This window comes from Streptomyces neyagawaensis, assembly GCF_023516595.1.
GTDB classification, from domain to species: domain Bacteria; phylum Actinomycetota; class Actinomycetes; order Streptomycetales; family Streptomycetaceae; genus Streptomyces; species Streptomyces neyagawaensis.
On record NZ_JAMGBG010000107.1, the window covers coordinates 38,736 to 57,293 of the forward strand.

Here is an 18,558-nt window from a genome sequence, read left to right on the forward strand (position 1 = left end):
CTAACAAAGGCGTTGGACGTGGCGGTTGGTGATCAGGCAGACGGCGAGTCCGAGGAGCGCTTCGTGGATGTCGTCGCGTCGTTCCCAGCGGATGCGCAGGCGGCGGAAGTCGTGGAGCCAGGCGATCGTGCGCTCGACGACGTAGCGGAAGATGCCCAGGCCAGTGCCGTGTGGCTGGCCTCGTTTCGCGATCACGTGGCGGATCCCTCGCTGCCAGAGCAGGCGGCGGTACTTGTCGTGGTCGCTAGCCGCGGTCGGCCAGCAGCGCGTCCGGCGTTCGGCGCGGTCTGCCGGCCCGGCCCGCGACGGCCGGAATCTTGTCCAGCAGTGGCAGAAGTTGGGTGACGTCGTTGCGGTTGCCGCCGGTCAGCGACACCGCGAGCGGGATCCCTTGCCCGTCGACGATGAGGTGGTGCTTGCTGCCCGGCCGTGCTCGGTCGACCGGGCTAGGGCCGCTTTTGGGCCACGCCGGGCCGCGCGGACGTGCGAGGAGTCGATCACCGCCCTCGACGTGGCCGCATCGCGGGTCGAGGCGGTCAGAGGCGGTCCGGCGGGCGGGCGCCACTGACGGGCGGCCGACGAGGCCGCCGTACTCGGCCCCGAGGGTGTCCTGGGCCCGCACCGCGCCCTCCCTGGTGCCACATACCGGCCGCGAGCACCCGCCGGCAGCAGCAGGCCCCGGCCACCACCGAAGACACCCCTCCGGCGCGAGCCGCAGCCCTGCCTGCGCCCCCGTGCGAGCCGCCGCCCCGCCCCCTCCGAAGCCCGAGCCGCAGTTCCGTCCTGTCCGGCCGTGCCCGCAGGTCCGCCCCGTCCCGTCCGGCCGCGCCCGGAGCCCCGGGACCGGTCGGTCCCGGGGCTCTAGTCCCGCTCCACCTGCCCGCAGCCGACCCGGCCGGGGCGGCCGGCGTCAGGCGACGCTCAGGACGATCTTCCCGGTGGTCCGGCCCTGCTCGCCGATCTCGTGCGCCTTCGCGGCCTCGGCCAGCGGGACGACGGTCTCGACCACGGGCGTGAGCGCGCCCCGCTCGGCCAGGGCGGCGATCTCGCGCAGACCCAGGTGGTCGGGCTCGACCAGCATCCACACCGCCCGCACGTGGCCGGGGACGTCGGCGGGCACGTCGTCGGGGCCGGGCAGGGTGATCAGCCGGCCGCCCGGGCGCAGCACCGTCAGGGACCGCTCGGCGTTCTGGCCGCCGAGCCCGTCCAGCACCACGTCCACGTCCCCAACGGCGTCCTCGAAGCGGACCGTGCGGTAGTCGATCACCTCGTCCGCTCCCAGCTGCCGCAGCAGGTCGTGCTTGCCGGCGCTGGCCGTGCCGATGACGTACGCGCCGCGGGCCTTGGCGATCTGCACGGCCAGGTGGCCGACCCCGCCGGCCGCCGCGTGCACCAGCACCCGCTCACCGGCGCGCACCCCGGCGGTGTCCACCAGGGCCTGCCAGGCGGTCAGCGCAGCCAGCGGCAGCGCCGCCGCCTGCACGTGGGTGAGGTTCGCCGGCTTGGGCGCGAGGTGGCGGGCCGGGGCGACGACGTACTCGGCGTAGGCGCCGGCCTGCCGCGGGAACAGCGGCAGGCCGTACACCTCGTCCCCGGGGCGGAACATTCCCACGCCCGGTCCGACGGCCTCCACGGTGCCGGAGACGTCCCAGCCGACCGCCGGGACCTCGCCCCACTCGATCAGGGCCCCGCTGGCCCGGGTCTTGAAGTCCACCGGGTTCACACCGGCCGCGTGGACCCGCACCAGGACCTCGTTCAGTCCCGGCTCGGGCCGGGCAACCTCACGCTCCACGAGCACCTCCGGTCCGCCCCACTGCTCCACGACCACCGCACGCATACTGTCCGCCTCACTCTTTTCCGTCTTGTTCGGATACCGGCCGCCCGGACCCTTCCCGGCGCGGCGCAGTCCACGATCCGGCACCCGCCCCCACCATGGCGTTGGCCGTCTGGCCACTATGTGACAGGATCTGGCCATGAGCGAGATGCAGTGGCCATGCACCGACCCCCGCCCCGACCCGAGCGCCGACGCGGCAGGGCGGCACCGCATCGCCGTCCTCGCCCTGCCCGGCGTCCCGCCCTTCGAACTCGGCATCCCCTCCCGCGTCTTCGGCAGCGTCTTGGACGCCGGCTCACGCCCGCTGTACGAGGTCACCGTCTGCACCGCCGACGGCGCCCCGGTCCTCAGCGACGCCGGGTTCACCCTGCAGCCCGCGGCCGGTCCCGAGGCCCTGGCCGCCGCGGACACCGTGATCGTCCCGCCCACGCACGCCATGCCCGAGCTGGGCCACGGCGGCCCGCTGCCGCCCGAGGTCACCGCGGCCATCGCCGGCATCCGGCCCGGCACCCGCCTGGTGTCCATCTGCACCGGCTCCTACGTCCTGGCCGCCGCGGGCCTCCTCGACGGCCGGCCCGCCACCACCCACTGGAACCTCGCCCCCGAGTTCCGCCGCGCCTACCCCCGCGTCAAGGTCGACGAGGAGGTCCTCTTCGTCGACGACGGCGACGTCCTGACTTCCGCGGGCGTCGCCGCCGGCGTCGACCTGTGCCTGCACATGATCCGCCGCGACCACGGCGCCGCCGCCGCCAACCGCGCCGCCCGCATGTGCGTCGTCCCGCCCTGGCGGGACGGCGGCCAGGCCCAGTACATCGACCGCCCGGTGCCCGAACCCACCGTCGCCACCACCACCGCCACCCGCGCCTGGGCCCTGGAACACCTCGGCGAACCCCTCTCCCTGAACCGCCTGGCCGAACACGCCCGGATGAGCCTGCGCTCCTTCACCCGCCGCTTCCGCGACGAGGTCGGCATGACCCCCGTGCAGTGGCTCACCGCGCAACGCCTGGAACTGGCCAAGCAGTTGCTGGAGACCACCGACCTGTCCATTGACCTGGTCGCCCACCGCTGTGGCTTCGGCTCCGCCAACTCCCTGCGCGCCCACATGCGCACCGCCTTCGGTGTCTCACCCGCCTCATACCGCCGCACCTTCCATACCGACGACCTAGCGGAAGCGGGCGTCTGAGGACACATCAGCGCCGCACATACCCGCTCCGAGGGCCGGCCGGGATCCGCCTGATCATTCGCTGCCGGTGCGCGCTTTAGTTAGTGCTGGACAAGCTGTACGACCTGTTCCAGCGGGTTGTGCCGCCCGCTCCGTCTTGACCGCAGGGTGGGGTCGACGCCGGTGTACGGTGACCGTGAGGTCCTCACGGCGATCATCTCTTGTGGCCACAACAGGCTGCGCCTCGCGGCAGTTGCCACCGGTCTTCGGCCCGTCGGGGCTGCGCAGCGTCCCGCCCCGGGATGAGACGGTACGGGTGTGGAACCCAGCCACCGGACAGCCGGTCGGTGAACCCCACACCAGCCACGCCCACAGGGTGGGTGCGTGGCGACGGGGGTGGTGGGCGGCCGTCCCGTCGCAGTCACCGGCAGTGCCGACAGGGCCGTGCGGGTGGGACCTGGCCACCGGTCAGCAAGTGGGTCCGGAGTTGGCGTTTCCCCATCAGGTGTACGGGTGGCCGTCACTGATCAACAACCATAAAGATCGACTGCCCGGCGGCTTGCCAACCGCCGGGCAGTCATGCATGTAAGCACCATCACACCGACCCTGGCCTGCTCAGGCATAGCGAAACGGGCTCATCATGATGAGCCCGTTTCGTCGGTGCGTCCGGAGCACTTTCGTCGGTGCTCCGTGGTGGTGGGGCATGTCCGTCATGCTGTGTTCGTCCCGGCTGACCAGGGCACAAGCCTGGGCTCCGGTCAGCTCGAGAGTGTCAGCCAGACATGTCAGGCCGCCAGATAGGCCTTGTGCAGGATTCGGGGGTCGGCCTCGAGTTCGGCCTGGGTGCCGGAGAACACGATGGTTCCCCGGTCGAGCACATGGACCGTGTCGGCGATCGGCAGCACCAAGTGGGCGAACTGTTCCACCAGAAGGACCGTGATGCCCCGGTCGGTCAGCGAGCGCACGATGGGCAGGAGCCGGGCCACCACGATCGGTGCGAGTCCCAGGCTCAACTCGTCGAGCAACAGAAGCCGGGTGCCGGTGGCCCTTTTGGATGCCGGGGACAGCAGGGCGCGGGCGAGCACGAGCATCTGCTGCTCGCCGCCCGACAGCATCGCGGCGCGGACGTCCATCCGCTTTCGCAGTTCGGGGAACTGCTCCAGCGCCTCGGCGTGGCTCTGGCGGGGAGCCACCACGGCCAAGTTCTCGGCCACGGTGAGATCTCCGAAGATCGCACGCCCCTGCTCCACATGCCGGATTCCGAGCCGGGCCCGGCGGGTTCGGGACAGTCCGGACACCTCTTCGCCGTCGAAGCGGACCTCGCCGGCCCGCGTCGCCACCAGTCCGGAGACGGCGTCCAGAAGGGTGGACTTCCCCGCACCGTTGGCGCCCAGGAGGACAGCGAGTTCCCCGGCTCGGACGGCGAGGTTCACGTCCCGCAGGACTTCGCCGGGGCCCCTGCTGACAGCAAGTCCTCGGATGTCGAGCAGCTGCTCCGTCATGAGATCACCGCCTTGTCGAGGTCGCCGGAAGGCCCCGACGAGGGTTGCCCGCCTGTGCCGAGGTAGGCACGAGTGACGGCGGGGTCGGCCAGGACCGCAGCGGGTGTGCCGTTGGCGATCACCCTGCCGAAGTCCAGTGCGGTCACCTCGTCGCAACAGGTGGCGACCAGTTCGATGTCGTGCTCCACCAACAGGACCGCACAGCCGAAGCGTTCGGGTATCGCCGCGATTCCGATGCCGAGCCGGGCGGACTCCTGCGCGGAAAGACCCGCGGCCGGTTCGTCGAGCAGCACCACCGAAGGCCTGCTGGCCATCGTCGCGGCCACCTCGACCAGGCGCCTGGTGCCTACGTCGATCGAGGCCACCTTGGTAGCGGGAGACGGGCAGTCGAAGGCATCGAGCAGATCGAGGACCAGCTGCCGGTCGGCGTGGCCGCGGCTGGACAGCACGAGGTACTGGCCGATGGTGAGTTCTGGGTTGACGCGGCCCTGTTGGAAGGAACGCCGGATGCCGTGGCGGGCCCGCCGGTGCGGTGGTACCCCGTCGAGCGACACGCCGTTGAGGACAACCTGGCCGGCGACCGGGGCGACGAAGCCCGACAGCACGTCGATCAGGGTGGACTTACCGGCCCCGTTGGGCCCGATGAGGCCGTGTACCGTCCCCTGGGTAATGGTCAGGTCCACCCCTTCAATGGCCTTCACCGCGCCGTACGCCACACTCACGCCGGCAACCCTGAGTGCAGCTGCGGACGTTTCGGGCTCCGGGGTGCCGTGGGCCGTCGACCGCGAGCCCCGCTCGGCAGCCGGGGCTGCGTGCGTGTCATCCGGTCCGGAAGTACCGTTTCGGGGGCCGGGAGCCACGCCGGAGTCGTCGGGCCCAAAGGGCCGCCCGGATTTCTGCCGTGCGGCGAGGCCGGCTCTCAACTTGCCCGCCACACCCTCCGAACCTCCGGCGAGCGCCTGCAGCGCGGCCAGTGCGAACAGCCCTGGGGCGATGTCCTGCGGCAGACCCAGTTGGCGCAACACCTCGGGTACGAAGGTCGTCGCGAGGCCGGCGAGGAGAGCACCCTCCAGGTATGCGGACCCGAAGGCCACTGCCGCGGTGAACGCCACCATCGAGGCCAGAGGCTGGAATCCGACGCCACTGAGCACGCCCAGCTGGCCCGCCATCAGGGCGCCGCCGAGCCCGGCGATGAAGGCGCTGACGGCGAAGGCCAGCAGTTTGGTCGCTGTCACGCTGTAGCCCAGGGCCGCGGTGGCGCGTTCGCTGTCCCGTACCGCCGTCCAGCGCGCTCCGGTGCTACGGCGTGAAACGGCCGCCAGTGCCACCGCGACGGCTGCCAGTACGGCGGCCGAGAGCAGGAAGTAGCCCGGTTCCGAGGCGAAGAGGGATGGCCGGCTCACCTGGCTGCGTTCGGCGGCCCCGGGGAAGCCCTTGTCGAAGACCACCACCGCCAGAGCCCCGCCGAAGGCGAGAGTGGCCACCGCCAGGTTCACGCCACGCAACCGCAGCGCGGGCAGACCTATCGCCACACCCACCGGAACCGCGGCCAGGGCCCCGCAGAGAGCCATGACCAGGAATGGCAGCCCGGTGTGGACGTTCAGCCACCCGACCGTCCAGGCCCCGATGCCGGCGAAGGCGAGCGGGCACAGCGCCACCATGCCCGCGCGGCCGTGGACGACGCCCACGCTCAGCGCGATCAGAGCGCTGAGGACGGCACTGGTGGCCAGGAAGACCCAGTACGACGACAGTCCGAACGCCGCACCCGCCACCGCGAGGAGCATCACCGTCCCGGCGAGCATTATTCGGGGGTCAACGGGCTTCATCCCACACCTGCTTCCGCTGCGACCACAGCAAGGCCACGATCACGAGGAGGAACGGCAACACTGCCTTGTAGTCGGATACGGCCGGCCAGCTCACCGACACGGATTCGACGATGCCCAGTACCAGACCGCCGGCCAGGGTCGCCATGACGCTGCGGAAGGCCCCGACGAGGACGGCGGCCAGCGCCGGCAGAATGATCAGGCCGAGGTTGCCGAAGTTGTCGGAGCGCGCCGGAGCGATCAGCAGCATCGCCGCGCTCGACATGGCTCCGGTGAACGCCCACATGCCGAGCGCCAGCAGCCGTACCCTTACGCCCAGCAGCTCGGCCGTGGACGGGCGGGCCGACACCGCGCGCAGGACTGCTCCCAGCCGGGTACGGGCAAGGACGGCCGCCGAACCTCCGGCGAGCACCAGGCCGAGACCCAGGACGACGACGGTGTCCAGTCCGACTGTCACATTCCCGGTATCGACCGTTGTCGCGGGGACGACGGCGGGGACCGACAACGGAACGTCTCCGAAGAGCCGCAGCCCCAGGGTGAGCAGCCCGACCGTGACGGCGATCATCGCCGTGGCCCGGGCCGCCGCCTGGCCGTCCTTGAACAGCCAGGTGATCAGTCCCCCCACCAGCGCCGAAAGCAGTGTGCCGGTGAGCAAGCCGACCAGAGCCGCGGACGCCGAGGTCAGGCCGAGTGCGCCGTAGGCCTCGGCGGCCGTGTATGCGCCGAACGCGCCGAGGACGGCCTGGGAGAAGTTCAGTACCCCGGTGGTCCGGAACAGCAGGACCACGCAGCAGCCGATGATCGCGTACGCGCTTCCGGGTGCCAGCCCGGCCGCTATGAGTTGCACCATGATGTGCTGCCTCCTTGAGCGTGCCGGCGCGGGTCAGCTGCCGGCCGGGAGGGTGACCCAGTCGTCGGTGGCGACGGTCCAGGATCCGTTCTCGAGGACCATGAACTTGCTCGACTGGTTGGGTGCGTGCTTGTCGGCGGTGCCGAAGGAATACGGCGACCCGATCATCGGGGTGTCGTACGCGTCCAGCTTCGCCAGCTGTGCGGTCACGGTCTTCCGGGTCACCTCACCGGTCATGCTCAGGAGCGTGTCCTGTGCGATGGTCGCAGCCAGGTAGCCGCCCTGCGCGAAGGACGTGAGCGGGATGTCGTTCTTCTGCATCAGCCCGCGCCAGTCGCTGAGGGCCTTGGCCCTGGTGTGGCTGGACCTGGTGTTGCTGAACGGCTCGAACTCCGAGTTCGCCTGCAGGCCGTCACCGGTGGCGCCGAGCTGCTTGGCCACGTTCGCGGTGTAGTAGGAGGTCAGACCGATCCACGTGATGCCGGTCAGTCCGTTCGCCTTGACGGCCTTACCGACGGCCAAAGCGTTTGCCTCCACGCCGTCGACGACCACCGCCTCGCAGCCGGCCTTCTTCGCCTGGAGCAGCAGCGGGGTGACATCATCGGTCGACTTGCCGATCGCGCTGGCGTAGGTGAGCTTCTTGCCGGTGATCTTCTCCCAGCGGGTGAGGGCGGCGTCGAAGGCGGAGACGAATCCGGGGACGTCGAAGAGCCTGACGCGGCAGACGTGCTGCTTCTTGAGGATCTCACTGGCGTAGTAGAGGGAGAGGGTGACGCCGGTGAACGGACCTGTGTTGACCGGCGAGATGTTCGGGGAGTTGTAGCAGACCGGGTCCACGCCGGTGCCCTGAATGGAGTCGATCTTCTGCTTGGCGTAGTACGAGGCGTTGACCGCGCAGTCCAGCAGGCTGGCGCTGCCTACGTTGAGGACCACCTTCTGCTGCTCCACCAGACGCCGGGCGGCCTGCGCCGCGACGGCGGGATCGCCCTGGTCGTCCTCGACGGTGAAGTGGACGGGGCGGCCGCCGACGCCTCCGCAGTCGTTGAGCCGGTCGAACACCGCCTTCGCGGCCTTGGACGACTCGGGGAAGGTACCGGGACCGGTGAGCGAGCTGATGTTGCCGATCTCGATCGGGGTGCCGGTGGCCTTCTTGGACGTCAGGCCCTTGGGGCACTGTGCCGCCTGGGCCGTGTCCTTGGCCTGGACACCGTCCGTGGCCGAGGTGGTGGAGCGGGCGCAGGCGGTGCCGAAGAGCAGGGTGCTTGCGATGGCCGCGGCCGTGAGCCGTGACAGGCGGCCGAGGATTCGGCCGGATCTCGGTCTCGCCATCGGGGAGCGGAACGTGGTCATTCGGGGATCTCCATGCTTGTTGCGGGGACGGGGGAGGCATGACGCCCGGTGGGGCCTGGGGCCTCGTGCACGCCGGGGGAGATACGGCGAGCCCGAGGCCCGGTGTGGGGTGGCGAGGCCACTTCGGGTGGGGCGGAGGCCTATGGCCGGGCGGCGGCCAGCAGGCCGGTGCCGGGAGCACAGTTGACGTACTCGAACTCGGCAGCCCCGGCGGGCAGTACGCAGACCTCGTGCCACAACCGGAGGTCGAGCCGGAAGTCATGGCGCTGGAGCATCCCGTGGAAGGCACCGAAGATCGCCTGGTGCGTGGGGTGGTTGACGGTCCACTCCTCCAGGTGGTTCAGCGAAACCCACCAGGCGAGCACGCAGGTCCGGTCTTGCGGCGTCGACCAGGTGGCGTCCAGTTCCTGGACGTACGTCGCGGTCGTACAACCGCTCTCGCGGTGATCCGCGATGTACTGGGCGCCGGCGCGCAGGGTCGGCGCGACGTCCCGGGTGTAGGTCGCCCGCTCGACCTCCCCGCAGTGCGACCAGTCCTGCGCGGTACGGATGAAGGCCAGGTTGTCCGGGTTGCTGAACCGGACTCTGCGGCCCCGGCCGCCGTCGGCGCACGGCCGGAAGTCCGGCTCCTGCGGGTCCAGCTCACTGTCGCGGGAGTCGCGGATCCGGTCCCGCATCCCGCCCCAGTAGTCGTGGAGCTCGGTGACCTCGATGGGGGTGAAATTCGAGACGCCGTTGTCCGGCCATTCACCGGAGTGCATCGTTTCGAACCGGCGGACCGGGATGGTGGCGACCTCCCGCCAGTAGGCCAGCGGGCCGTCCTCCGGCAGCTCTTCCCACCAGGTGGTGACCTCCTTCGAGGACCACCACGCCCGGTGGCTGTCGACGCTGTCCCAGTAGACCAGGGCCATCCTGGTGTGCTGCTCGTCCTCGTGGACCGTGCGCACCCGGTCCACATGCCGGGGGCCGTTCTCCCCTGTCAGCAGGGCGTCCAGTTCGCGGGCGGCGGCCGTGACCGCTGCCTGGTCGGGGCCCCGGACCGCGAACTGCGCGAAGACGATGGCGTCCGTGGCATCGGGGAAGCGGGCGGTGAACGCGGGGTAGCTGGGCCGGTGGCCTTCGGGTCGGCGCATGATCGTGACCTCCTGCAGTCTCTGCTCGCCCGCTCAGCCGACGATCGCCGCGGCGTCGTCGGCCAGGTCGCCGTCCAGCGGGTCCAGTTCCGGGAAGAGCGGCCCCACCGGCCCGCCGGGGGTGACCACCGCGCTCTTGGGACGGTTGTCGTGCAGCAGCCGGGTGGCATCGGGCTTGGCGTAGTGCCCGGCCGGATCGGCGGCGTTCTTCGCCAGGTCGATGAAGGCAAGGTCGATGTCGGCGAGGACCAGGCCCTCGGCGTGCTCGTCGAGCGGCTTGCCGAGGGATGAGCCGTCGGGGCCGAAGATCCGGGAGGAGCCGCTGCCCGGGGTGAGCAGGGCGCGCTGCTCGTCGGTGCTCGCGAAGATCTCGACGCCCTCGGCGCTCAGCACCTGGGTCGGGGCCACCACGAAGCAGCTGCCCTCCAGCGCATAGGTCTGGGTCGCGGCCATGTTCGCCTCGGCGCCCAGGGAGTAGGCGATGCCCTTGTACAGCCCGAAGGCGGGCCAGCAGGCGATGTGGACCTGCTCGTGCTGGGCGTACATCGCGTACTTGTTGAGCGGCTGCAGGTGCTCCCAACAGTTGAGGGCTCCGAGCCGGCCGAGGTGGGTGTCCACCACCTTGAGGTGACTGCCGTCACTCTCGCCGAACAGGCTCCGCTCGACGTGGGTGGGCTTGAGCTTGCGGCGGTGCAGCAGCACCTCGCCGTCCGGCCCGATGATGCTCTGCGACATGTACAGGCTGCCGTGGTCCTTCTCGCTGTAGCCGATAGCCACGCTGATGTCGTGGCGGCGAGCGGCCTGCCGGATCGCGGTGAGGTGCTTACCCTCCGTGGTCATGGAGTTGGCGTGGTACCGGGCGATGTACGGCATCTGGCCGGCCACCGGGCCGAGCCACAGGAACAGGGGGTAACCCGGGATCCACGTCTCGGGGAACGCGACGAGCGCCGCGCCCTGGTCGGCGGCGTCCGCGATGAGTTCTACGGTCTTGTCCACGGTGGCGTCGATGTCGAGCCAGACCGGTTCTGCCTGCACTGCGGCGACGCGATAGGCGCTGGGCATGCTGTCCTCCATGCGGCGAGGGGAGCGAAGTGCCGAAAAGATAGGAGTCGGCGATGCCTTCGGTGCGGCGTTCCGCGCGCGGACGTGCGGCATTCCAGGCACAGCGCGGCTTCAGGGTTCGGCACATGGGCGCATCCGCACGGGCGCACGCCAAGGGGCCGGGAGGCAAAGCCCGAGCCTCCCGGCCCCTTGCGTTCACATGACACGCGCTGGGGTCGGCGTTACCTCGTGAACTAGAGCGCGTCTCTTTGATGGGTTTATCAGTTGATCGGATCCGTCTGTCCGATTACTGATCACTGATGCAATGCGGGATCGGATCGAGCCGCTGATGCCGACCGATGCGGTCCGTGGACGACGGTGAGCCGACCACCGTCGGACCCAGCAAGCCATCGCGTGGAAGTACTGCACCTGCTCACCTTGGCGCGACCTGCCAGAAGAGCCCGGACCCTTTCCGACCGCGAACAAACGCCTCATCAGGAGGGCTGTGGCGGCACATGGGAACGGGTCCTAGCGGCGGTTCTTGCAGTGGCGGTGGCCGATGACGACGTGGGCTGGACAGTCTCGGTGGACTCCACCGTCTGCCGAGCTCACCAGTATTCGGCCGGGGCCGGGAAAGGGGAGCGGCCGACCGGTTCGAGCCCGAGGATCACGCGCTCGGACGCTCCTGCGGTGGCTTGAGCACGAAGGTCCACCTGGCCAGGTGACAGCCGGGCGCGGCCCCTATCCATCCATGTCACCGCGGGCCAGGCCGGTGACGCGCCGGCCTTCGAGGCGGTCATGGGCGGGACCGGATGCCGCGGAGCGGACTCGGCAGGCCAAGAACTCGCCCTGCGGTCGTCCTCGCGGATCGCGCCTACTCTTCCCGCGCAATTTGTGGGCACCTCCGTCGACGCGGCATCCGTGCGGTCATCCCGCAGCCCGCCGACCAGATCGGCCACCGTCTGCGGCGAGGCCGCGCCGGTGGCCGCCCTCCCGGCTTCGGCACCGAGACATACAAGGAACGTAATACCGTCGAGCGGTGCATCGCCCGACTCAAGCAGTGGCGTGGCCTCGCGATGCGCACGGACAAGCCAGCCATCGCTTACCAGGCCGCACTCCACCTTGCTGCCATCCTCATCTGGACCCGACGCTGAACAAGGCGTCTGGAGGCTTCGTCAGGGCAGCCCATGGACGACGAGCCGGTTCTGTTCTCCGTCAAAGAGGCCAGCCAGGACGTCGGCCTCCTGCCCATGCCCGCTGAAGAGACCCCGTTGGTCGACGTGCACGATCAGGGAGTCGTGGCTGTCGAACACCTCAGAGATGCCCCGGGTCTCGATCGTGTCCGACCATGCGTCCAGGTTCCGGCCGAACCACAGTCCGCACGGCTCGCTCACCGCGTCCCAGAAGTCGTCGAGTGTCTCGATCAGCTGACCGCGCAGGTCAACGACGAGCTCGCTGTTCGTCATCGCAGCAGACTCATCAGCCCCACCACGAGCACTCGCCGGTCAAAGAGACAGGGCTCTAGCTGACGTCGCTCCCCTGCCCGGCGCGCAGGTCCGCCGGGGTCACTCCGTACTGCCGGACGAACGCGCGGGTGAAGGTGGTGCGGTCGGTGAAGCCCAGCCCGGCGGCGATGGCGGCGATGGTGCGGTGCGACTGCCGGGGATCCCTCAGCGCGCGGTGGGCGGCCTTGAGCCGCTGGTCGCGGATGTACGCGGCGGGTGACGTCCCGGCCTCCGTGAAGAGGTCCGCGGCGTATCGGAGGGAGATACCGTGTCGCCGGGCGAGGGCGGCCGAGGTGAACGCCGGGTCGCTGAGATGTTCCAGCACGCTGCTGCGCATCGCCTGCAGCAGTGTCTGCCGGCCGGTCGGTGCGGAGGGTTCGGCGCCGACCGTGGCACGCAGCGCGGTGGCCAGCAGGTCGACGACGGTCCACCCCAGTTCGGCCCGCTGTTCGAGAGCGAGCTGCTCAGAGACTCCGACCAGCTCCCGCAGGAACGCGGAGAACACCCGGGCGGCAGGGTTGTCGGCGGGCAGCACCCGGCCGGACAGCTCATCGATGGCGCCGACCCGCTCCCTCAACGACCGCCGGGGCACCTGAAGCACGATCTCCCGGGTGTCGGTGGGGAAGACCAACTGGTAGGGACGGGTCGCGTCGTAGAGGGCGCCCGTGCCGGGGTGGAGCGTGGCCTCCCGCTCGTCCTGAAGCACGGCACCGGCGCCCCCGAGGTGGAGGGAGAACAGGTAGTACTCCCGCGGCTCCACTCGCGTCAGCCGGGGCGTTCGCAGCACCACCGAGTGCCCGTGGGTGTGCACGTCGGTCACAGTCACCCCCGGCAGCAGCACGGTCTGCTCGACCGAGCCATGGAATGCGCCGGAGATATTCGCAAGGGAGAGCGGCACAAAGCTCTCACTGATCAGATGCGCCCATTCCTCGGGGCTGCTCGCACTACGCACTCCCATGGGCCGCAATTGTGAGGTGTACATATTACGAAAGCATCTCTTCTGCGCCTTCGATCCGAGAAAGGTGCCGTTCGCGGGGGCGGTCGGGTCACCGAGGTGGGCCTTGCCGCCTCCCGCGAAGTCGGGGCCCCACGGTCCATGGGGCCCCGGCAGACTCAGCCCAGGCCGTCCGCGCCCACCTGCACGGCGGACTCGTCCAGCAGGGCGTCGTCGACGGGCAGAGGACGGCCGTCGAGGTCGAGGACGGGGGTGGCCTCCTTGTACCAGGACTCGATGACCGCGTTGCCCCAGAAGTCGCGGCGGCGGTCGTCGTGGACGCTCCACCGGTACGTCTCGTGGTCGGGGTCGCCGGTGTAGTAGTCGGAGGTGTAGATCTCCACGCGGTGCCCGTCCGGGTCGCGCAGGTACACGTAGAAGGCATTGGAGACGCCGTGCCGGCCGGGGCCGCGCTCGATGTACTTCTCCTCGTGCAGCGCACCGAAGATGTCGGCGGTGCGCAGGACCTGGTGGGACTCGTGGGTGGCGACGCCCAGGTGGTGCAGGCGGGGGCCGGCGCCGCCGGTGAAGGCGACGTCGTGGACGGTCTGCTTGCGGTACATCCAGGCCGCATACAACTCGTGCTCGTCGCCCTCGATGGTCTCCGAGCAGCCGAAGCCGAGGGACTTGTAGTGGGTGTAGGCGGCGGGGATGTCGGGGGTGCAGAGGTTGAAGTGGTCCATGCGGGCGATCTGGGCACCGCGGTGGAGGTCGTAGCGCTGGATGAGCCGCTCGGCGCGGTCGATGTCGTGGAAGAACTCCACCGGGAAGCCGAGCGGGTCGATGACGCGGACGGCGTCGCCGACGCCATGGGTGCCCTCGCCCCGCTTCAGCCGCTTGACCGGGCGGCCGAGCCGGCGGAAGAACTTCTCCGCCTTGTCGACGTCCTCGGGGGTGCGGACCCGGTAGGAGATGTGGTCGAGGGCGGCGATCTCGCCCCTGCGCAGAACCAGCGAGTGATGGGTCAGTTCGTCGGTTCCGCGCAGGTAGAGGGAGTCGGCATCCTCGTACTGGACGTGGAAGCCGAGCATCTCGACCCAGAACCAGCGGGCCTTGGCCAGGTCGGTGACGACCAGCTGGGCGTAGGCGGAGCGGACGACGTCCGGTGCGGGTGGGTTAGTCATCGGACGGCTCCGAATCGAGGGGTGTGGACATCGCCGAGGGCGACGTGGACGATCTTGGACTCGGTGTAGAAGTCGATGGAGTGGGCGCCGCCCTCGCGGCCGACGCCGGAGGCCTTGACCCCGCCGAAGGGGGTGCGCAGGTCGCGGACGTTGTGGGAGTTGATCCACAGCATGCCGGACTCCACGGCATGCGCGATGCGGTGGCCGCGCTTGAGGTCGGAGGTCCAGATGTAGGCGGCCAGGCCGAACTGGGTGGCGTTGGCCAGCTCGATCGCCTCGGCCTCGGTGTCGAAGGGGGCGACGGCGACGACGGGTCCGAAGATCTCCTCCTGGAAGATACGGGCATCACGCTCGACGTCCGCGAACACGGTCGGCTGGAGGTAGTTGCCCTCGGACAGGTGGTCGGGGCGAGTGCCGCCCGCAGCCAGGCGGGCCTCCTTCTTGCCGATCTCGACGTAGTTCAGTACGCGTTCGTAGTGCTCGGGGTGGACCAGCGCGCCGACCTCGGTGGCCGGGTCGGAGGGCTCGCCGACGCGGACGCCCGCGGCCCGTTCGGCCAGGCGGCGGGTGAACTGCTCGTACACCGGGCGCTCGACCAGCACCCGTGAACCGGCGGTGCAGCGCTCACCGTTGAGGGAGAACACGCCGAACACGACGGAATCGAGGGCGGCTTCGAGGTCGGCGTCGGCGAAGACGATGGCCGGGGACTTGCCGCCCAGCTCCATCGAGGTCGTCTTCAGATGCTGGGCTGAGGAGCGGATGATGTGCCGGCCGGTGTCGGTGGAGCCGGTGAAGGAGATCAACGGCACGTCCGGGTGGTCGACCAACGCCTGGCCGGCCTCCTCACCGAGGCCGTGCACGATGTTCACCACGCCCGCCGGGAGGCCGGCCTCGGTGAAGATCTCCGGCCACAGCGAGGCGGACAGCGGGGTCCACTCGGCCGGCTTCAGGATGAGCGTGCAGCCGGACGCGAGGGCGGGGGCCAGCTTCCAGCTCTCCAGCATGAAGGGGGTGTTCCACGGGGTGATCAGCCCGGCGACCCCGACGGGGGTGCGCACGACATAGCTGAACTGGTCCTCGCCCTGCCGGAACGCCTCCTCGCCGAGGGCGACGATGACGTCGCCGAAGTAGCGGAAGTTCTCCGCGGCGCGGCGTGCCTGTCCCTTCGCCTGGGTGATGGGCAGGCCGGTGTCGTACGTCTCGAAGGCGGCGAGCCGGTCGTGGCGGGCCTCGACCGCGTCCGCGATCCGGTACAGCGTGTTCGCGCGCTCCCGGTTGGATATCCCGGACCAGGCGGGGAAGGCGGTCCGTGCCGCCGTCACGGCCCGTTCGACGTCGGCCGCCGAACCCCGCGCGGCCTGCGCGTACACGGCGTTGGAGACAGGGTCGGAGACGTCGAACGTCCGCCTGTCGGCGCTGTCGACCAGTTCGCCGCCGATCCAGTGCCGGATGACCGAGGGCAGGTTCTCGATGGTCATGGTCAGGCTCCGATCGGTGCGGTGAGGTCGCCACCCTCGGCGAGCAGCGCGCGGATCTTCGTCAGACCCGCCTCGGTGGGCGACGTCAGCGGCGGGCGGACGTGCGCGGAGGAAATACGGCCCTGCTGGGCGAGGACCCACTTGGCGGGGGCCGGGTTGGTCTCGACGAACAGCAGGTCCACCAGCGGGTGCAGCCGGTAGTGCAGGTCACGGGCCGCGTCGAACTCGCCCGCCTCCCACAGCTCGTACATCCGCGCCACCGCGGTCGGGGCCAGGTTGGCGACGGCGGAGACGAAGCCGGCGCCGCCGAGCGCGAGCAGCGGCAGGCACAGCAGCTCGATTCCCGACCACACCAGCAGCGACCGCCCGCAGGCGTACAGCACACGGGAGAAGTGCTCGAAGTCCTTCGTCGTCTCCTTCACCCCGACGAAGTTGTCGAAGTCCGTGAACAGCCGCTTCACCGTCTCCGGGGCGATGTCCACGGCCGTGCGGGAGGGAACGTTGTAAGCGACGATCGGCAGGTCCGGGAACTCCCGGGCCACCGTCGCGTACCACCGGTACAGGGCCTCCTGCGTGGGCCGAGCGTAGTACGGCGTGATGACGAGGGCCGCGTCCGCACCCAACTCCTGGGCTGCGGCGGTGATTTCGAGGGTCTCGTCGAGCTTGTGCGAGCCGGTGCCGGGCAGGAAGGGCACCCGGTCGCCGATCTCCTCGACGGCCGTGCGCATGGCCGCGATCCGCTCGGCGGCGCTCTGGGAGCTGGGCTCCCCGGTGGAGCCGCCCAGCGAGATGCCGTGCGAGCCGGACTCCAGCTGCCAGCTCACCAGCGCGCGCAGGCTGTCGTGGTCGACGGCGCCGTCCGCGGTGAACGGCGTGACGACGGGGGCGATGGACCCGCGGATGGCCGACGGGTCGCTGCGGAACTTCACTGTGTCTCTCCTTTGCACCAGTTCTCATAGGCGTCCCGCCAGGCCTGGCCCAGCGGGTACAGCCCGTCGACGCTCTCCCCCGCGGCCACCTGCTCGGCGATGAACCGCTCCTGCCGTTCCTGCTCCCGGCAGTCGGCGACCAGCTCGTCGGCCATATCGGGCGGCACGACGACTACGCCGTCCGCGTCGCCGACGATCAGATCGCCGGGCTGGACGAGGGCGCCGCCGCAGGCGATGGGTACGCCGGTGTCCCAGGGGACGTGCCGGCGGCCCAGGACGGAGGGATGGCTGCCGGCCGCGTACACCGGCAGGCCGAGCCGAGCGATGGCGGCGCTGTCGCGGACCGCGCCGTCGGTGACCACCCCGGCCGCGCCCCGCCTGTGGGCCCGCAGCGCGAGGATGTCGCCGAGCGTTCCGGCGGTGGGGTCCCGCCGGGCGTCCATCACCAGAACGTGCCCGGGGCGCAGTTCCTCGATCGCCCGCTTCTGGGCGTTCATGCCTGTGCCGTAGCGCTTGAACAGGTCCTCGCGCAGCGGCAGGTAGCGCAAGGTGTGGGCCACGCCGACCATCGCGTCGCCGCTCACCGGTCCTACGCCGTCGATGGACATGTGCGGCAGTCCGCGTGATCGCAGCTGCGCGCTGAGCGTCGCCACGGCGACCGAGCGCAGCCCCTCGGCGAGCCGCGGGGCCAGCAGCGGCTCCGGCTCGTACGCCGAGCCGTACGCGGCCTCCCGCTCCGCCGGATCGGCCTTGGGCATCGCCCCGTAGGGGGCGAGCGGGTCGCCGTCGGCGATCGGGTTGCGCAGCCGTCCCGTCGACAGCTCACCGGCGGTGACCTCGACCTCGACGAGGTCACCGGGCCGGACGACGGAGGCTCCCGCCGGTGTGCCGGTGAGGACCACGTCGCCCGGCTCCAGCGTGACCAGCCGGGACAGGTCGGCGACGAGCTGTCCGAACGGGAACAGCAGCGTGTCGGTGGTGTCGTCCTGCACGACCTCGCCGTTCACCCAGGTACGCAACCGCAGTGCGTCCGGGTCCACTGTGCGTGCGTCGAGCAGGCGCGGCCCGAGCGGGGTGAAACCGTCGGCGCCCTTGGAGCGGAGGTTGGAGCCGCGGTCGGCGTAGCGCAGGTCGTACACGCCCGCGTCGTTCGCGGCCGTGACCCAGCGGACGTACGACCAGCCGTCCTCCGGCGCCACCCGCTGCGCGCGCGAGCCGATGACGAGCGCGATCTCCCCCTCGAAACCGAGGAGTTCGCAGCCCGCCGGCCGGACGATCGCCTCCTTCGTGCCCGCCAGCGACGACGGCGGCTTGAGGAAGTACGACGGCTGCGCGGGCACCCGTCCGCGTTCCCGCGCCCGGCTCGGGTAGTTGAGGTGCACCGCGACGATCTTCGTCGGCGGGTTCCCGAGCGGATGCGTCATCAGGAACGCTCCAGGAACGCCTGCACCCTGGCCTTGTAGGGCTCGCGGTCGTACGACTTGACGTACGCGCCGGCCATGCGGACCGGATCGCCGAAGAAGTAGTACTCGTACAGGGCCTGGCGGCTGGAGAACGCCGAGATGCAGGTGTCCCACACCAGGCGGAAGAGCTTGACGCGCTCCGGGCCGGTCAGAGTGGCCGACTGCAGGTAGGCCTCGATGTCGGCGGCGGCGGGACCGGTGATGTCGAGCTCGGTCGGGGTGGCCATCAGACCGGAGGCGCCGAGCTTGCGCAGGATCTGCGGGAAGCGCTGGTAGAGCTTGGGGTAGACGTTTCGGGCGGCGTTCAGCGGGGCGAAGGCCGGGGTGAGCACGCCGTACTCGTTGACCTGGGCGTCGGCCTCGGCCGCGC

At 70.4% G+C, this 18,558-nt stretch carries 15 protein-coding genes and 2 pseudogenes; 2 read left to right on the plus strand and 15 right to left on the minus strand.

Annotation, left to right across the window (positions count from 1 at the left end; genetic code table 11):
- Positions 1 to 510 (minus strand): annotated as a pseudogene (locus M8J73_RS33730) (IS5 family transposase); the annotation flags it as partial.
- Positions 511 to 910: 400 nt separating this feature from the next.
- Positions 911 to 1,837: an NADP-dependent oxidoreductase gene (locus M8J73_RS33735; protein WP_055540700.1), complete on the minus strand. Its 927-nt coding sequence runs from the start codon at positions 1,835 to 1,837 to the stop codon at positions 911 to 913.
- Between the two features lie 136 nt (positions 1,838 to 1,973).
- On the opposite strand from M8J73_RS33735, the gene M8J73_RS33740 reads away from it, so the two are divergent.
- Positions 1,974 to 3,017 (plus strand): GlxA family transcriptional regulator, encoded by a 1,044-nt coding sequence (locus M8J73_RS33740; protein WP_372504066.1) that lies wholly within the window; start codon positions 1,974 to 1,976, stop codon positions 3,015 to 3,017.
- Positions 3,018 to 3,781: 764 nt separating this feature from the next.
- Here M8J73_RS33740 and M8J73_RS33745 read toward each other — a convergent pair.
- From M8J73_RS33745 to M8J73_RS33770, 6 genes are all read right to left on the minus strand, one after another.
- Positions 3,782 to 4,498, minus strand: a complete 717-nt coding sequence (locus M8J73_RS33745; RefSeq protein WP_055540311.1) for an ABC transporter ATP-binding protein — start codon at positions 4,496 to 4,498, stop codon at positions 3,782 to 3,784.
- Positions 4,495 to 6,324, minus strand: a complete 1,830-nt coding sequence (locus tag M8J73_RS33750) for a branched-chain amino acid ABC transporter ATP-binding protein/permease (protein ID WP_063799249.1) — start codon at positions 6,322 to 6,324, stop codon at positions 4,495 to 4,497. The genes M8J73_RS33745 and M8J73_RS33750 overlap by 4 nt, the downstream gene beginning before the upstream one ends.
- Positions 6,311 to 7,171 (minus strand): branched-chain amino acid ABC transporter permease, encoded by an 861-nt coding sequence (locus tag M8J73_RS33755; RefSeq protein ID WP_055540309.1) that lies wholly within the window; start codon positions 7,169 to 7,171, stop codon positions 6,311 to 6,313. The genes M8J73_RS33750 and M8J73_RS33755 overlap by 14 nt, the downstream gene beginning before the upstream one ends.
- A 33-nt stretch (positions 7,172 to 7,204) precedes the next feature.
- Positions 7,205 to 8,521: an ABC transporter substrate-binding protein gene (locus M8J73_RS33760; protein ID WP_055540308.1), complete on the minus strand. Its 1,317-nt coding sequence runs from the start codon at positions 8,519 to 8,521 to the stop codon at positions 7,205 to 7,207.
- 140 nt (positions 8,522 to 8,661) lie between these two features.
- On the minus strand, positions 8,662 to 9,654 hold the full coding sequence (locus tag M8J73_RS33765; protein ID WP_055538484.1) for a phenylacetaldoxime dehydratase family protein: 993 nt from the start codon (positions 9,652 to 9,654) through the stop codon (positions 8,662 to 8,664).
- A 33-nt stretch (positions 9,655 to 9,687) separates the two neighbouring features.
- Positions 9,688 to 10,716: a carbon-nitrogen hydrolase family protein gene (locus tag M8J73_RS33770; protein ID WP_055538485.1), complete on the minus strand. Its 1,029-nt coding sequence runs from the start codon at positions 10,714 to 10,716 to the stop codon at positions 9,688 to 9,690.
- Positions 10,717 to 11,020: 304 nt separating this feature from the next.
- Here M8J73_RS33770 and M8J73_RS33775 point away from each other — a divergent pair.
- Positions 11,021 to 11,849 (plus strand): annotated as a pseudogene (locus tag M8J73_RS33775) (IS5 family transposase).
- 21 nt (positions 11,850 to 11,870) lie between these two features.
- Here the strand turns inward: M8J73_RS33775 and M8J73_RS33780 are convergent.
- From M8J73_RS33780 to M8J73_RS33810, 7 genes are all read right to left on the minus strand, one after another.
- Positions 11,871 to 12,161 carry a barstar family protein gene (locus M8J73_RS33780; RefSeq protein WP_055538486.1) on the minus strand — a complete coding sequence of 97 codons (291 nt, stop codon included), beginning with the start codon at positions 12,159 to 12,161 and terminating at the stop codon, positions 11,871 to 11,873.
- A gap of 55 nt (positions 12,162 to 12,216) precedes the next feature.
- On the minus strand, positions 12,217 to 13,158 hold the full coding sequence (locus M8J73_RS33785) for an AraC-like ligand-binding domain-containing protein (RefSeq protein ID WP_169797832.1): 942 nt from the start codon (positions 13,156 to 13,158) through the stop codon (positions 12,217 to 12,219).
- A gap of 155 nt (positions 13,159 to 13,313) precedes the next feature.
- Positions 13,314 to 14,318, minus strand: coding sequence for a 3,4-dihydroxyphenylacetate 2,3-dioxygenase (hpaD, locus tag M8J73_RS33790; protein WP_055538488.1), 1,005 nt, complete (start codon positions 14,316 to 14,318; stop codon positions 13,314 to 13,316).
- Positions 14,315 to 15,796 (minus strand): 5-carboxymethyl-2-hydroxymuconate semialdehyde dehydrogenase, encoded by a 1,482-nt coding sequence (gene hpaE, locus M8J73_RS33795; protein WP_055538489.1) that lies wholly within the window; start codon positions 15,794 to 15,796, stop codon positions 14,315 to 14,317. The genes hpaD and hpaE overlap by 4 nt, the downstream gene beginning before the upstream one ends.
- 2 nt (positions 15,797 to 15,798) lie before the next feature.
- Positions 15,799 to 16,725 carry a 4-hydroxy-tetrahydrodipicolinate synthase gene (gene dapA / locus M8J73_RS33800; RefSeq protein WP_055538490.1) on the minus strand — a complete coding sequence of 309 codons (927 nt, stop codon included), beginning with the start codon at positions 16,723 to 16,725 and terminating at the stop codon, positions 15,799 to 15,801.
- Positions 16,722 to 18,149, minus strand: a complete 1,428-nt coding sequence (locus tag M8J73_RS33805) for a fumarylacetoacetate hydrolase family protein (RefSeq protein ID WP_055538491.1) — start codon at positions 18,147 to 18,149, stop codon at positions 16,722 to 16,724. Before M8J73_RS33805 ends, dapA begins: the two co-directional genes overlap by 4 nt.
- Positions 18,149 to 18,558: 4-hydroxyphenylacetate 3-hydroxylase C-terminal domain-containing protein (locus M8J73_RS33810; RefSeq protein ID WP_283947261.1), on the minus strand; the 410-nt coding region annotated here is incomplete at its 5' end. The genes M8J73_RS33810 and M8J73_RS33805, both read right to left, overlap by 1 nt.

What these genes read in the sequence shown, in the direction of transcription:
- M8J73_RS33755 (WP_055540309.1), bottom strand. Translation starts at nt 7,171, where the DNA reads ATGGTGCAACTCATAGCGGCCGGGCTGGCACCCGGAAGCGCGTACGCG.
- M8J73_RS33770 (WP_055538485.1), bottom strand. Translation starts at nt 10,716, where the DNA reads ATGCCCAGCGCCTATCGCGTCGCCGCAGTGCAGGCAGAACCGGTCTGG.
- M8J73_RS33780 (WP_055538486.1), bottom strand. Translation starts at nt 12,161, where the DNA reads ATGACGAACAGCGAGCTCGTCGTTGACCTGCGCGGTCAGCTGATCGAG.
- M8J73_RS33745 (WP_055540311.1), bottom strand. Translation starts at nt 4,498, where the DNA reads ATGACGGAGCAGCTGCTCGACATCCGAGGACTTGCTGTCAGCAGGGGC.
- hpaE (WP_055538489.1), bottom strand. Translation starts at nt 15,796, where the DNA reads ATGACCATCGAGAACCTGCCCTCGGTCATCCGGCACTGGATCGGCGGC.
- M8J73_RS33805 (WP_055538491.1), bottom strand. Translation starts at nt 18,149, where the DNA reads ATGACGCATCCGCTCGGGAACCCGCCGACGAAGATCGTCGCGGTGCAC.
- M8J73_RS33750 (WP_063799249.1), bottom strand. Translation starts at nt 6,324, where the DNA reads ATGAAGCCCGTTGACCCCCGAATAATGCTCGCCGGGACGGTGATGCTC.
- M8J73_RS33785 (WP_169797832.1), bottom strand. Translation starts at nt 13,158, where the DNA reads ATGGGAGTGCGTAGTGCGAGCAGCCCCGAGGAATGGGCGCATCTGATC.
- M8J73_RS33765 (WP_055538484.1), bottom strand. Translation starts at nt 9,654, where the DNA reads ATGCGCCGACCCGAAGGCCACCGGCCCAGCTACCCCGCGTTCACCGCC.
- M8J73_RS33760 (WP_055540308.1), bottom strand. Translation starts at nt 8,521, where the DNA reads ATGACCACGTTCCGCTCCCCGATGGCGAGACCGAGATCCGGCCGAATC.
- M8J73_RS33735 (WP_055540700.1), bottom strand. Translation starts at nt 1,837, where the DNA reads ATGCGTGCGGTGGTCGTGGAGCAGTGGGGCGGACCGGAGGTGCTCGTG.
- hpaD (WP_055538488.1), bottom strand. Translation starts at nt 14,318, where the DNA reads ATGACTAACCCACCCGCACCGGACGTCGTCCGCTCCGCCTACGCCCAG.
- M8J73_RS33740 (WP_372504066.1), top strand. Translation starts at nt 1,974, where the DNA reads ATGAGCGAGATGCAGTGGCCATGCACCGACCCCCGCCCCGACCCGAGC.